At 70.8% G+C, this 14,083-nt stretch carries 13 protein-coding genes; 12 read left to right on the top strand and 1 reads right to left on the bottom strand.

The features are described 5' to 3' along the window. Positions 1-14: 14 nt before the first annotated feature. Entirely contained in the window at positions 15-947 is a 933-nt protein-coding gene (locus IE140_RS09555; RefSeq protein WP_150197873.1) for a hypothetical protein, read from the bottom strand. A gap of 228 nt (positions 948-1,175) precedes the next feature. Between IE140_RS09555 and IE140_RS09560 the strand changes: the two genes are divergently transcribed. From IE140_RS09560 to pgi, 12 genes are all read left to right on the top strand, one after another. Then, positions 1,176-1,811, top strand: a complete 636-nt coding sequence (locus IE140_RS09560) for a papain-like cysteine protease family protein (RefSeq protein ID WP_032778465.1) — start codon at positions 1,176-1,178, stop codon at positions 1,809-1,811. A gap of 4 nt (positions 1,812-1,815) precedes the next feature. Continuing rightward, positions 1,816-2,796, top strand: coding sequence for a hypothetical protein (locus IE140_RS09565; protein WP_150194942.1), 981 nt, complete (start codon positions 1,816-1,818; stop codon positions 2,794-2,796). 141 nt (positions 2,797-2,937) lie between these two features. After that, on the top strand, positions 2,938-5,043 hold the full coding sequence (uvrC, locus tag IE140_RS09570; RefSeq protein WP_189460279.1) for an excinuclease ABC subunit UvrC: 2,106 nt from the start codon (positions 2,938-2,940) through the stop codon (positions 5,041-5,043). Continuing rightward, positions 5,040-6,047, top strand: a complete 1,008-nt coding sequence (gene rapZ, locus IE140_RS09575; RefSeq protein ID WP_189460281.1) for an RNase adapter RapZ — start codon at positions 5,040-5,042, stop codon at positions 6,045-6,047. Before uvrC ends, rapZ begins: the two co-directional genes overlap by 4 nt. Beyond that, positions 6,044-7,078 (top strand): gluconeogenesis factor YvcK family protein, encoded by a 1,035-nt coding sequence (locus IE140_RS09580; RefSeq protein WP_006123687.1) that lies wholly within the window; start codon positions 6,044-6,046, stop codon positions 7,076-7,078. Before rapZ ends, IE140_RS09580 begins: the two co-directional genes overlap by 4 nt. After that, a complete protein-coding gene (whiA, locus tag IE140_RS09585) occupies positions 7,069-8,058 on the top strand; it encodes a DNA-binding protein WhiA (protein ID WP_006123686.1) in 990 nt (329 codons plus the stop codon). Before IE140_RS09580 ends, whiA begins: the two co-directional genes overlap by 10 nt. A gap of 269 nt (positions 8,059-8,327) precedes the next feature. Next, complete coding sequence (gene gap, locus IE140_RS09590; RefSeq protein WP_006123685.1) at positions 8,328-9,338, top strand: type I glyceraldehyde-3-phosphate dehydrogenase; 1,011 nt, start codon at positions 8,328-8,330, stop codon at positions 9,336-9,338. A 112-nt stretch (positions 9,339-9,450) separates the two neighbouring features. Continuing rightward, the gene (locus IE140_RS09595; RefSeq protein ID WP_093444532.1) at positions 9,451-10,662 is read left to right on the top strand and encodes a phosphoglycerate kinase; all 1,212 of its coding nucleotides are present in this window, start codon (positions 9,451-9,453) and stop codon (positions 10,660-10,662) included. 6 nt (positions 10,663-10,668) lie between these two features. Then, a complete protein-coding gene (gene tpiA, locus IE140_RS09600; protein WP_032778347.1) occupies positions 10,669-11,445 on the top strand; it encodes a triose-phosphate isomerase in 777 nt (258 codons plus the stop codon). 115 nt (positions 11,446-11,560) lie between these two features. Then, positions 11,561-11,794: a preprotein translocase subunit SecG gene (secG, locus tag IE140_RS09605; RefSeq protein ID WP_006123682.1), complete on the top strand. Its 234-nt coding sequence runs from the start codon at positions 11,561-11,563 to the stop codon at positions 11,792-11,794. A 111-nt stretch (positions 11,795-11,905) separates the two neighbouring features. Further along, positions 11,906-12,241: an RNA polymerase-binding protein RbpA gene (locus tag IE140_RS09610; RefSeq protein ID WP_078566397.1), complete on the top strand. Its 336-nt coding sequence runs from the start codon at positions 11,906-11,908 to the stop codon at positions 12,239-12,241. Between the two features lie 182 nt (positions 12,242-12,423). Continuing rightward, positions 12,424-14,082: a glucose-6-phosphate isomerase gene (gene pgi / locus IE140_RS09615; RefSeq protein ID WP_150194938.1), complete on the top strand. Its 1,659-nt coding sequence runs from the start codon at positions 12,424-12,426 to the stop codon at positions 14,080-14,082. The last annotated feature ends 1 nt before the right edge of the window (position 14,083 follow it).

Here is a 14,083-nt window from a genome sequence, read left to right on the forward strand (position 1 = left end):
ACACCGGCCGGCTCTCACTCCCAGTCCCAGTCGATCCCGATCAGGCCCGGCCGTACGCCCTCCGCCACCAGGTGCACGGTCCGGTGCCGGCCGGTCAGTGTGAGGTCCCCGCGGGCCCCGCGCGCCGCCCCCGCCGACGCCTGGGCGAACCGGCGGCACCGCACCGGGAGCGCGGCCTCGTCGAAGCCGACCTGGAGCACGTACTGGCCGCCCCCGAAGGTGAAGCCGCGCACGTACTCGCCGCTCGCCCCGCCCGTACCGTCCTCGAAGCCGTAGCCGAAGAGGTACGTCTCGCCGGACCGCAGCCGGGTGTCGAACAGCAGCTCCGCCACCAGCACCCCCGCGTCCCCGTCCCAGCGGACCCGGCCCGTCCGGCAGTTCTCCAGGGCCCGCACCGCGATCCGCGACGGGGCGCAGCCGGGATCGCCCCGGTACACCGCGAGATAGCGGTCCACGCCGTCCCGGTGCGCGCGCACCACATGCCGGGAGGTGCGGCCGGCCAGCTCCCGGCGCGCCCCGATCCGCACCCGCTCCTGGTGCCCCACCGTGTGCAGCCCGCCGTCCACCGGTGACTCCATCGCCGCGAGGAGCCGCTCCACCGAACCCGACGCCTCCATCAGCGACCGGTACGAACGCCCCGCCGGGCGGTCCCCCTCACCCGGGGCGTCGCCGTCGCGCAGCAGCCTCAGCAGCGAGTCCTCCGGCAGCGCGAGCACCTCCTCCAACGCCCGCACGGCCCGCAGCGACTCGGCCCGCCGGGGACGGCGCACCCCCTGCTGCCAGTAACTGAGACTGGTCACCCCGAGCGTGACGCCCCGGTGCGCCAGATGGTGCCGCACCCGCTGGAGCGGCAGCCCGCGCACCGACAGGGCCGTGCGCAGCGCCAGATGGAACGGACCGGTCCGCAGAACCTGCGCCAGTTCGGTCTCGGTCTCGGTCTGCCGCATGGGCGGGCCTCCGGTGAACGTTCACGTGGGGAGTGGCGACACCGACCCCCGGGGGATGCGGGGGAGCAGGTGACCGGGGCGGTGCCGTTCACACGGACGCCGTGCCGTTCACACCGTGATGTCACCTCGCATTGAAGCGTGTTGACCTGCTCCGGACAACGCCGGATGCTCTTCGTCAGCGTCCGGACGCGCTCCTCCGATCCCCACCCCCGTTTCGGGAGGAACGCCATGCGCAACCGAAATGTCAGCCCCAGACGGCCCGCAAGGTCCCCAAGGCGCGGAAGGTTCTCGTTCACCGCCCTCCTGGCCGCCGCCCTCCTCGCTGTCCCCGCCGCCACCGCCACCGCCGCCCAGCCCCCTGCCACGACCGGCTCCACCATCGCCGCCGCCCAGCGGCTCAACATCACCATGCAGGCGCAGCAGCAGAGCAACTGGTGCTGGGCGGCCGGCGGCAACACCATCGCCGCCTGGTTCGGCCGCGGCTACTCCCAGAACCAGTTCTGCAACGCCGCCTTCAACCGCAACCAGAACACCCAGTGCCCCAACTCGCAGGCCACCCTGGGCAATGTCCAGACCGGCCTGTCCTGGGCCGGTGTCAGGCCCGGCAGTTACGTCACCGGCTGGCTGCGCTACCCGACCGTGCAGGCCGAGATATCCGCCCAGCGCCCCATCGAGACCCGGATCCAGTGGTCGTCAGGCGGCGGCCACATGCACGTCATCTACGGGTACGACGACGCCAACAGCTGGGTCTACTGGGGCGATCCCTGGCCCTCCAGCAACCGCTACAACTGGGCCTCGCACGCCTGGTACGTGAACAACAACGAGTTCTCCTGGACCCACTCGCTCTACCGGATCGGGGCGTGAGGACATGAACTCCACCACCCGGCACTCAGCCACCACCCGGAACGCGGCAACGAACCGGAACGCGACCACCCGGCGCCTCGCCGTCGCCACCGCGCTCACCGCGACCGCCCTGTTCACCGCCGCCGCCCCCGCCCTCGCCGACGACGGCCGCGCGGCCCCGCCGAAACTGACCGCGTCGACCCTCGAAGCCGCCCACGAGGCCGCGACCGAGCCGGCGACCCTGGACACCCTGTCCCGGTTCTTCGCCCGGGAGGGCGCGGTGAGCAGGAAGGCGAGCGCACCGAGGATCGAGGGCGAGGCCGTGCCCGTGCGCACGCTCTCGGCCGCCTTCGTCGCCGGAAAGGCCGGGGCCGCCCCGAGCACCCTGGACTACCTCGCCAGCACCGCCGTCTCCTCCGACGGCCAGAGGGCCTCCCTGTGGACTCTCCCCGGGGCGGGCGCCGACGGCGACTGGCAGGTGGTGAACATCGCCGCCGGCGACGACGAGGCCCGCTACGTCGCCCAGGGGGCCCGCGCGCTCCCCGGGGGCACCGTCTTCCGCGAACCGCAGATCGACGCCTGGTACGTCCACGACGGCTCCCGGGTCCTCCCGCTCGACCAGGACGCGAGGACCGCTGTGGGAGCGAAGGGCACCACGCTCGACGCCTACTGGACCCGGGTCCAGAAGGCTTACGGCGACAAGCTGCCCGGCTCCGGATACGCCCGCTCCGGCCAGGCGGGCGGCTACGGCCCCGACGCGGCCGCCGGACCCGCCGCCGGACCCGCGCCCGCCCCCGGACCGGTCTCGGGCCCGGCGGCGGACCGGACCGCCCCTGATCCGGCCGGAAACCCCGCACTGGCCGGCGCGGCCCAGGGCCCAGACACGGCCCTGACCGCCGTCTCCACCACCGCCGGGGTCGGGGCGCTCCTCGCCCTGGCCCTGTGCGGGGCCGCCGCGCTGCGCCGCCGGAGCCGTACCGGGCGGTCCCCGGCCGCGGACGCCTGAGCAGCGGATCCAGCGGCGCCGCCGGCCCACCGGCCCGCGCTCCGGGGTGCGGAACACCCCACGGCACTCCGGAGCGCGGCACCGCCCCCGGCAAGACGTGAGGACGACGCACTGTCACTGCCCGCAAGTAGGGTGTGAGACATGGCAGACCCCTCCAGCTACCGCCCCAAGCCGGGACAGATCCCCGACTCCCCGGGGGTCTACAAGTTCCGCGACGAGCACCGCCGGGTGATCTACGTCGGGAAGGCCAAGAACCTGCGCCAGCGCGTGGCCAACTACTTCCAGGACCTGGCGAACCTCCATCCGCGTACGCGCACGATGGTCACCACCGCCGCGTCCGTCGAGTGGACGGTCGTCTCCACCGAGGTCGAGGCGCTCCAGCTGGAGTATTCCTGGATCAAGGAGTTCGATCCCCGGTTCAACGTCAAGTACCGGGACGACAAGAGCTATCCCTATCTCGCGGTCACGCTCAACGAGGAGTTCCCCCGCGTCCAGGTCATGCGCGGCGCCAAGAAGAAGGGCGTGCGCTACTTCGGCCCGTACGGCCACGCCTGGGCCATCCGCGAGACGGTCGACCTGATGCTGCGGGTCTTCCCCGTCCGCACCTGCTCCGCCGGGGTCTTCAAGAACGCCGCGCGCACCGGCCGCCCCTGCCTGCTGGGCTACATCGGCAAGTGCTCCGCCCCCTGCGTCGGCCGGGTCACCCCCGAGGAACACCGCGAGCTGGCCGAGGACTTCTGCGACTTCATGGCCGGGCGCACCGGCACCTACATCCGCCGCCTGGAGAAGGACATGATGCAGGCGGCGGAGGAGATGGAGTACGAGCGGGCCGCCCGCCTCCGCGACGACGCCGAGGCCCTCAAGCGGGCCATGGAGAAGAGCGCCGTCGTCCTGGCCGACGCCACCGACGCCGACCTGATCGCCGTCGCCGAGGACGAGTTGGAGGCCGCCCTCCAGATCTTCCACGTACGCGGCGGCCGGGTGCGCGGCCAGCGCGGCTGGGTCACCGACAAGGTCGAGGCGGTCGACACCTCCGGCCTCGTCGAGCACGCCCTCCAGCAGCTGTACGGGGAGGAGCGCGGCGACGCCGTCCCCAAGGAGGTCCTGGTCCCCGCCCTGCCCGAGGACACCGAAGCGGTCTCCCAGTGGCTCGCCGAGCGCCGGGGTTCCCAGGTCAGCCTGCGCATCCCGCAGCGCGGCGACAAGAAGGACCTCATGGCCACGGTCCAGCGCAACGCCCAGCAGGCCCTCGGGCTGCACAAGACCAAGCGCGCCTCCGACCTGACCACCCGCTCCCGCGCCCTGGAGGAGATCGCCGAGGCGCTGGGTCTGGACACCGCCCCGCTGCGCATCGAGTGCTACGACATCTCGCACCTCCAGGGCGACGACGTGGTGGCCTCCATGGTGGTCTTCGAGGACGGCCTCGCCCGCAAGAGCGAGTACCGCCGCTTCCAGATCAAGGGCTTCGAGGGCCAGGACGACGTCCGCTCGATGCACGAGGTGATCGGCCGCCGCTTCAAGCGCTACCTCCAGGAGAAGGAGCGCACGGGGGAGTGGGAGGAACAGCCCACGGACACCGCGACCGCCGGACCCGCCGCCACCGGCCCCGTCCCCGGCCCCGCCGCCACCGGCCCCGGACCCGCCGCCACCGGCCCTGGCCTCGCCCCGGCCGCCGACGAGCGCCCCTCCGTCGCCGAGGACGCCGAGCCCCGGGAGGACGACGGCCGTCCCAAGCGGTTCGCCTACCCGCCGCAGCTCGTCGTCGTCGACGGCGGGCAGCCCCAGGTCGCCGCCGCCAAGCGCGCCCTGGACGAGCTGGGCATCGACGACATCGCCGTCTGCGGCCTCGCCAAGCGCCTCGAAGAGGTCTGGCTCCCCGACGACGACGATCCCGTGGTCCTTCCCCGCTCCAGCGAGGGCCTCTACCTCCTCCAGCGCGTCCGGGACGAGGCGCACCGCTTCGCCATCACCTACCAGCGCGCCAAACGCGCCAAGCGCATCCGCACCAGCCCTCTCGACGACGTGTCCGGCCTCGGCGAGACCCGGAAGCAGGCACTGATCAAGCATTTCGGCTCGGTGAAGAAGCTCCGGCAAGCGACAATCGACGAGATCTGCGAGGTCCCCGGGATAGGGCGAAGGACGGCGGAATCCGTGGCCGCCGCCCTCGCCTCGACCGCTCCCGCGGCACCTGCCGTGAACACGGCCACAGGAGAGATCATTGAAGAGGACGACGGGGGCAACTCATGACCGAGAACAGCCACGAAACCGCACAGAACATCACATGCCCGGCCGACACAGACCCGACCGCCTCAGTGACAGCCGACACCGCAGACCGAGCAGACGGAGCAGCAGACGTGAGTACGAACACCCCGAACGAGACGGGTGACGCGGCCATCCCCGAGCTGGTGATCATCTCCGGGATGTCGGGCGCCGGCCGCAGCACCGCCGCCAAGTGTCTGGAGGACCTCGGCTGGTTCGTCGTCGACAACCTGCCGCCCGCGCTGATCCCCACCATGGTCGAGCTCGGCGCCCGCTCCCAGGGCAACGTGGCCCGGATCGCCGTCGTGGTCGACGTACGAGGCCGGCGCTTCTTCGACAACCTCCGGGAATCTCTCGCGGACCTGGAAGCCAAGCATGTCACCCGGCGGATCGTCTTCCTGGAGTCCTCCGACGACGCCCTCGTGCGCCGCTTCGAGTCCGTCCGCCGCCCGCACCCCCTCCAGGGCGACGGGCGCATCGTCGACGGCATCGCGGCCGAGCGCGACCTGCTGCGCGAGCTGCGCGGCGACGCCGACCTGGTCATCGACACCTCCAGCCTCAACGTGCACGAGCTGCGGGCCAAGATGGACGCCCAGTTCGCGGGCGAGTCCGAGCCGGAGCTGCGGGCCACGGTGATGTCCTTCGGCTACAAGTACGGCCTGCCCGTCGACGCCGACCTCGTCGTCGACTGCCGCTTCCTGCCCAACCCGCACTGGGTCCCCGAGCTGCGCCCCTTCACCGGCGTCAACGAGGAGGTGTCCGACTATGTCTTCGACCAGCCGGGCGCCAAGGAGTTCCTCAACCAGTACACCGAGCTGCTCCAGCTCATCGCCGCGGGCTACCGCCGCGAAGGCAAGCGGTACGTGACCATCGCCGTGGGCTGCACCGGAGGCAAGCACCGCTCCGTCGCCATGTCCGAGAAGCTCTCCGCCCGCCTCGCCGCCGAAGGCATCGAGACCGTCCTCGTCCACCGCGACATGGGGCGAGAGTGACCGGACGCAATCTGCGGATGCGGCGCCTGAGCCGTGCCACCTCGGCGCTCTCGGGCCGCAAGCGCGGTGCTCAGCCCAAGGTCGTCGCGCTCGGTGGCGGCATGGGTCTCTCGGCGTCCCTGACGGCGCTGCGCCGGATCACCGGCGACCTCACGGCCGTTGTCACCGTCGCCGACGACGGCGGCTCCAGCGGCCGGCTGCGCGAGGAGCTGGGCGTGCTGCCGCCCGGCGACCTCCGTAAGGCCCTCGCCGCCCTGTGCGGCGACGACGACTGGGGCCGCACCTGGTCCCAGGTGGTCCAGCACCGGTTCGAGTCCAAAGGCGACCTGCACGGGCACGCGGTCGGCAATCTGCTGATCGTCGCCCTCTGGGAGCAGCTCGGCGACCATGTCCAGGCGCTCGACCTGGTCGGCAAGCTGCTCGGCGCGCACGGCCGGGTGCTGCCGATGTCGGCCGTCCCCCTGGAGCTCCAGGCGCTGGTCAAGGGCCACGACCCCGACCTGCCCGACGCGATCGTCACCGTGCGCGGTCAGGCCACGGTGGCGCTCACGCCCGGCGAGGTGCAGTCCGTGCACGTGGTCCCGCCCGACCCGCCGGCCGTCCCGGAGGCCGTCGCGGCGGTCCTGGACGCCGACTGGGTGGTCCTCGGACCCGGCTCCTGGTTCTCCTCGGTGATCCCGCACCTGCTCGTGCCGGAGCTGCTCGACGCCCTGGTCACCACGAAGGCCCGCAAGGTCCTCTCGCTGAACCTCGCGCCCCAGCCCGGTGAAACAGAAGGCTTCTCACCGCAGCGTCATTTGGAGGTTTTGGGGCGACACGCCCCTAAACTCGCCTTGGACGTGGTGCTGGCCGACGAGGCCGCCGTGCCCGACCGTGAGTCCCTCGCCGACGCCGCCCAGCGGCTCGGAGCCGCGGTCGAGCTGGCGCCGGTGGCATCGCCCGACGGCGTTCCGGTCCATGATCAGGAGCTGTTGGCCGCCGCGTACGACCGTATTTTTCGGATGCATGGAAGGATCGGCCCATGGCGATGACGCCAGCGGTGAAGAACGAAATCTCTCATCTTCCCGTCACCCGGACCTGCTGCAGGAAGGCAGAGGTCTCGGCGATTCTTCGGTTCGCGGGTGGGCTGCACCTGGTGAGCGGCCGGATTGTGATCGAGGCGGAGCTGGACACCGGCAACGCCGCCCGCCGCCTCAAGCGCGACATCCTGGAGATCTTCGGGCACAGCTCGGAGCTGATCGTGATGGCCCCCGGCGGACTGCGGCGCGGCTCGCGCTACGTCGTCCGCGTGGTGGCCGGCGGTGACCAGCTCGCCCGCCAGACCGGTCTGGTCGACGGCCGCGGCCGGCCGATCCGCGGGCTGCCCCCGCAGGTGGTCTCGGGGGCCACCTGCGACGCCGAGGCGGCCTGGCGCGGCGCTTTCCTCGCCCACGGTTCGCTCACCGAGCCCGGCCGCTCCTCCTCCCTGGAGGTGACCTGCCCCGGCCCCGAGGCGGCCCTCGCCCTGGTCGGCGCGGCCCGCCGGCTCTCCATCGCCGCCAAGGCCCGCGAGGTGCGCGGCGTGGACCGCGTGGTCGTCCGCGACGGCGACGCGATCGGCGCCCTGCTGACCCGGCTCGGCGCCCACGACGCGGTGCTCGCCTGGGAGGAGCGGCGGATGCGGCGCGAGGTCCGCGCCACGGCCAACCGGCTCGCCAACTTCGACGACGCGAACCTGCGCCGCTCGGCCCGCGCCGCGGTCGCCGCCGGGGCCCGGGTGGGGCGCGCGCTGGAGATCCTCGGCGAGGAGGTCCCCGAGCACCTGGCCGCCGCGGGACGGCTGCGCATGGAGCACAAGCAGGCCTCCCTGGAGGAGCTGGGCGCGCTCGCCGACCCGCCGCTGACCAAGGACGCGGTCGCCGGCCGGATCCGCCGGCTGCTCGCGATGGCCGACAAGCGGGCCCAGGACCTGGGCATCCCGGGGACCGAGGCGACCCTCAGCGAGGAGCTCGCCGACGGCCTGGTCGGCTGACCGGCCGACTCGGCGGCGGGCGGGGGACGTTGGTCCCGAACCCACCGGGACATGGGTCCCGGACTGCCGGGACCCATGTCCCGGCGGGCGAAACGGAGGTCCGTACTCCTACTGGCGAGTACGGGCCTCCAGCCGTATCCGGTGGCGCGTAGGGGCCCTCTCGATGTCACTCCCCGGCCCTCGGAGAGGTAGGGTCGGAAGCGGTCGGGGACATCCCTATACAACTCGCCGGCGTCGAAAACCGGCGTACCTAACGAGGAGATCGGTTCGTGACGATCCGCGTAGGCATCAACGGCTTCGGCCGCATCGGTCGCAACTACTTCCGCGCGCTGCTCGAGCAGGGTGCGGACATCGAGATCGTGGCTGTCAACGACCTGGGTGACACTGCGACCACTGCACACCTGCTGAAGTACGACACCATCCTGGGCCGCCTCAAGGCAGAGGTCAGCCACACCGCCGACACCATCACCGTCGATGGTCACACCATCAAGGTGCTCTCCGAGCGCAACCCGGCCGACATCCCCTGGGGTGAGCTGGGCGTCGACATCGTTATCGAGTCGACCGGCATCTTCACCAAGAAGGCCGACGCCGAGAAGCACATCGCGGGCGGCGCCAAGAAGGTCCTCATCTCGGCTCCGGCCAAGGACGAGGACATCACCATCGTGATGGGCGTCAACCAGGACCAGTACGACGCGGCCAAGCACAACGTCATCTCCAACGCCTCCTGCACCACCAACTGTGTGGCGCCGATGGCCAAGGTCCTCGACGAGAACTTCGGCATCGTCAAGGGCCTGATGACGACGGTCCACGCGTACACCAACGACCAGCGCATCCTGGACTTCCCGCACTCGGACCTGCGCCGCGCCCGCGCCGCTGCCGAGAACATCATCCCGACCACCACCGGTGCCGCCAAGGCCACCGCCCTGGTCCTCCCGCAGCTCAAGGGCAAGCTCGACGGCATCGCGATGCGCGTTCCGGTCCCGACCGGCTCCGCCACCGACCTGGTCGTCACCCTCCAGCGCGAGGTCACCAAGGACGAGGTCAACGCCGCGTTCAAGAAGGCCTCCGACGACGGCGCCCTCAAGGGCTTCCTGACGTACACCGAGGACCCGATCGTCTCCTCGGACATCGTCGGCGACCCGTCGTCCTGCACCTTCGACTCCTCCCTGACCATGGTCCAGGAGGGGAACTCGGTGAAGATCCTCGGCTGGTACGACAACGAGTGGGGCTACTCCAACCGCCTCGTCGACCTCACGGTCTTCGTCGGCGAACAGCTCTGATCCTCGGGTCGGCAGGCACATCGATGTGAGCTAGGGGCTCGACCGGCGCAACGACGCGCCGGTCGAGCCCCTTAGCATGCTCATCGGTCCTTCCAAGGAGTAAACGGAACAGATGAAGACGATCGACGAACTTCTCGCCGAAGGGGTCGCGGGCAAGCGGGTATTCGTCCGCGCCGACCTCAACGTGCCGCTCGACGGCACCACGATCACCGACGACGGCCGTATCCGCGCCGTCCTCCCGACGATCGCCAAGCTCGCCGAGGCCGGCGCGCGCGTGGTCGTCGCCTCGCACCTCGGCCGCCCCAAGGGCGCCCCGGACCCGGCGTTCTCGCTGGCTCCCGCCGCCGCCCGCCTGGGCGAACTCCTCGGCGCCGACGTCGCCTTCGCCACCGACACGGTCGGCGAGTCCGCCCGCGCCGCGGTCGCCGGCCTCGCCGACGGCCAGGTCGCCGTCATCGAGAACCTGCGCTTCAACCCCGGCGAGACCTCCAAGGACGACGCCGAGCGCGGCGCCTTCGCCGACCAGCTGGCCGAGCTCGCCGACGTGTACGTGGGCGACGGCTTCGGGGCCGTGCACCGCAAGCACGCCTCCGTGTACGACCTCCCGGCGCGGCTGCCGCACTACGCGGGCTACCTCATCGCCACCGAGGTCGGCGTCCTGAAGAAGCTCACCACCGACGTCAAGCGCCCGTACGCGGTCGTCCTCGGCGGCGCCAAGGTCTCCGACAAGCTCGGCGTCATCGACCACCTGCTGGAGCGGGCCGACCGCATCCTCATCGGCGGCGGCATGGCGTACACCTTCCTCAAGGCCCAGGGCCACGAGGTCGGCAGCTCGCTGCTCCAGGAGGACCAGATCCCCGCCGTCCAGGAGTACCTGCGGCGGGCCGAGGAGAAGGGCGTGGAGTTCGTCCTCCCCGTCGACGTCGTCGTCGCCCCCGCCTTCCCCGACCTCAAGACCAAGGCCCCGGCCCACCCCGCCACCGTCGCCGCCGACGCCATGCCGGAAGGCCAGATGGGGCTGGACAACGGGCCCGAGACCAACAAGCTCTACGCATCGAAGCTCGCCGACGCGGCCACCGTCTTCTGGAACGGCCCGATGGGCGTCTTCGAGCACCCCGACTTCGCCGACGGCACCCGCGCGGTCGCCCAGGCGCTCGTCGACTCCCCGGCCTTCAGCGTCGTCGGCGGTGGCGACTCCGCCGCGGCCGTCCGCATCCTGGGCTTCGACGAGAATGCTTTCGGACATATTTCGACCGGTGGCGGCGCGAGCCTCGAATACCTCGAGGGCAAGACGCTTCCCGGGCTCGCCGCACTGGAGGACTGACCTTTCATGACCACCCGCACCCCGCTGATGGCGGGCAACTGGAAGATGAACCTCAACCACCTCGAGGCCATCGCCCACGTCCAGAAGCTCTCCTTCGCCCTGGCCGACAAGGACTACGAGGACGTCGAGGTCGCCGTCCTCGCGCCCTTCACCGACCTGCGCTCCGTGCAGACCCTGGTCGACGGCGACAAGCTGAAGATCAAGTACGGCGCCCAGGACATCTCGGCGCACGACTCCGGCGCGTACACCGGTGAGATCTCCGGCCCCATGCTCGCCAAGCTGCGCTGCACCTACGTGGCCGTCGGCCACAGCGAGCGCCGCCAGTACCACGGCGAGAACGACGAGATCTGCAACGCCAAGGTGAAGGCCGCCTTCAAGCACGGTCTGACCCCGATCCTCTGCGTCGGTGAGGGCCTGGACATCCGCAAGGCCGGTGACCAGGTCTCCTACACCCTCGCGCAGCTCGACGGCGCCCTGAAGGACATCCCGGCCGAGCAGGCCGAGACCATCGTCATCGCCTACGAGCCGGTCTGGGCCATCGGGACCGGCGAGGTCGCCACCCCCGAGGACGCCCAGGAGGTCTGCGGCGCGATCCGCGGCCGTCTCGCCGAGCTGTACTCGCAGGAGCTGGCCGACGCCGTCCGCATCCAGTACGGCGGCTCCGTCAAGTCCGGCAACGTCGCCGCCATCATGGCGCAGCCCGACGTGGACGGCGCCCTCATCGGCGGTGCCGCACTGGACGCCGACGAGTTCGTCAAGATCGTCCGCTTCCGCGACCAGTGAGTATGCGGTAGCGCCGATCCGTCGTACCCTTGCGGGGGCCGAGGGGGTGGTCACCCTCCGGCCCCCGCTGTACGTACAGGCAGTATTCGAGAAATCCGGAAAGTAGGGACCAGCCGTGATTCTGGCGTTCCAGATCGCCCTGATCGTCTTCAGCCTGCTGCTGATGCTGCTGGTGCTCATGCACAAGGGCAAGGGCGGCGGCCTCTCCGACATGTTCGGTGGCGGAATGCAGTCCTCCGTCGGTGGCTCCTCGGTTGCCGAGCGTAACCTCGACCGGATCACCGTGGTGGTCGGTCTGATCTGGTTCGCGTGCATCGTCGTCCTCGGTCTGCTCATCAAGCTCGACTGAACGACCCGTTCCGCGATTCCGGTAACGGTGTAACTCCTTCCACTGGACGCACGTTGGGCCTTACGTAGACTGAGGCATCCTTCGAGCACCATCACGCAGGGAGTTACGACCGTGGCAAGTGGCAACGCGATCCGGGGAAGCCGGGTCGGAGCGGGGCCGATGGGGGAGGCCGAGCGCGGCGAATCCGCGCCGCGCGCCCGCATCTCCTTCTGGTGCTCGAACGGGCACGAGACGCAGCCGAGCTTCGCCCATGACGCGCAGGTGCCGGACATCTGGGACTGCCCGCGCTGCGGCTTCCCGGCCGGCCAGGACAAGGACAGCCCGCCCGACCCGCCCCGCACCGAGCCGTACAAGACGCATCTCGCGTACGTACGTGAGCGCCGCAGCGACGAGGACGGCGAAGCGATCCTCGCCGAGGCACTGGCCAAACTCCGCGGCGAGATCTGACATCCCTCCCCGTACAGCTCCACGGAAACCCCAGTCGTTCACCGGCCGGACACCCACGGGTGTCCGGCCGTATCGCGTTCCCGCGCCACCCTTCTCCTCCACGCCGTCGGCCTCCCCGATCAATTAGGTTGGAGGGGCAGCGGGGATGCTGATGACGAGTGAGAAGTGGGCTGATATCCCGGATGAACGCAGCAAGCCGAACCAAGCTCAACCAGACGCCCGAGTGGACGGCTCTCGCCAAGCACCGTGAGGAGCTCGGCGCACCCCAGCTGCGCGAGCTGTTCGCGCGGCAACCGGACCGGGGCACCGCCTACACCCTGCGGGTCGGCGACCTCCACCTCGACTACTCCAAGCACCTGGTCACCGACGAGACGCTGCGCCTGCTGCGCGAGCTCGCCGCCGCCACCGGGGTCGCGGAGCTGCGGGACGCGATGTTCCGCGGCGAGAAGATCAACACCACCGAGGACCGGGCGGTCCTGCACACCGCGCTCCGCGCCCCGCGCGAAACGGTCGTCGAGGTCGACGGGGAGAACGTCGTCCCCGCCGTGCACGCCGTCCTGGACAAGATGGCCTCCTTCGCCGACCAGGTCCGCTCCGGGCAGTGGACCGGCCACACCGGCAAGCCCGTCAAGAACATCGTCAACATCGGCATCGGCGGCTCCGACCTCGGCCCCGCCATGGCCTACGAGGTGCTGCGCTCCTTCACGGACCGCGACCTCACCCTCCGCTTCGTCTCCAACGTCGACGGCGCCGACCTCCACGAGGCCGTCCGCGACCTCGACCCGGCCGAGACGCTCTTCGTCATCGCCTCCAAGACGTTCACGACGATCGAGACCATCACCAACGCCACCTCCGCCCGCGACTGGCTGCTGACCGAGTTGAGGGCCGGTCAGGACGCCGTCGCGAAGCACTTCGTGGCGCTGTCGACCAACGCCGAGAAGGTCGAAGAGTTCGGCATCGACACGGCCAACATGTTCGAGTTCTGGGACTGGGTCGGCGGCCGCTACAGCTACGACTCCGCCATCGGCCTCTCGCTGATGGTCGCCATCGGCCCGGACCGCTTCCGCGAGATGCTGGACGGCTTCCACCTCGTCGACGAGCACTTCCGCACCGCCCCCGCCGAGGAGAACGCCCCGCTCCTGCTGGGCCTCCTCGGCGTCTGGTACGGCAACTTCTTCGACGCCCAGTCGCACGCGGTGCTGCCCTACAGCCACTACCTGTCCAGGTTCACCGCGTATCTCCAGCAGCTCGACATGGAGTCCAACGGCAAGTCCGTCGACCGCGAGGGCGACCGCGTCGACTGGCAGACCGGCCCGGTCGTCTGGGGCACGCCCGGCACCAACGGGCAGCACGCCTACTACCAGTTGATCCACCAGGGCACCAAGCTGATCCCGGCGGACTTCATCGGCTTCGCCGCCCCGGTGCACGACCTGCTGCCCGGCCTGATCGCCCAGCACGACCTGCTGATGGCCAACTTCTTCGCCCAGACCCAGGCCCTCGCCTTCGGCAAGACGCCCGAGGAGGTCCGGGCCGAAGGCGTGCCAGAGGAGCTGGTCCCGCACAAGACGTTCCGGGGCAACCACCCCACGACGACGATCCTCGCCGACAAGCTGACCCCCTCGGTCCTCGGCCAGCTCATCGCGCTGTACGAGCACAAGGTCTTCGTCCAGGGCGCCATCTGGAACATCGACTCCTTCGACCAGTGGGGCGTCGAGCTCGGCAAGGTCCTCGCCAAGAAGATCGAACCGCTGCTGACCGGCGACGGGGGAGCGGACACCGGGCAGCTCGACAGCTCCACCGCCGCCCTGGTCGACGCCTACCGCACCCTGCGCGGGCGCTGAG

Source organism: Streptomyces parvus, assembly GCF_014648875.1.
In the GTDB taxonomy this organism is placed as follows: domain Bacteria; phylum Actinomycetota; class Actinomycetes; order Streptomycetales; family Streptomycetaceae; genus Streptomyces; species Streptomyces parvus.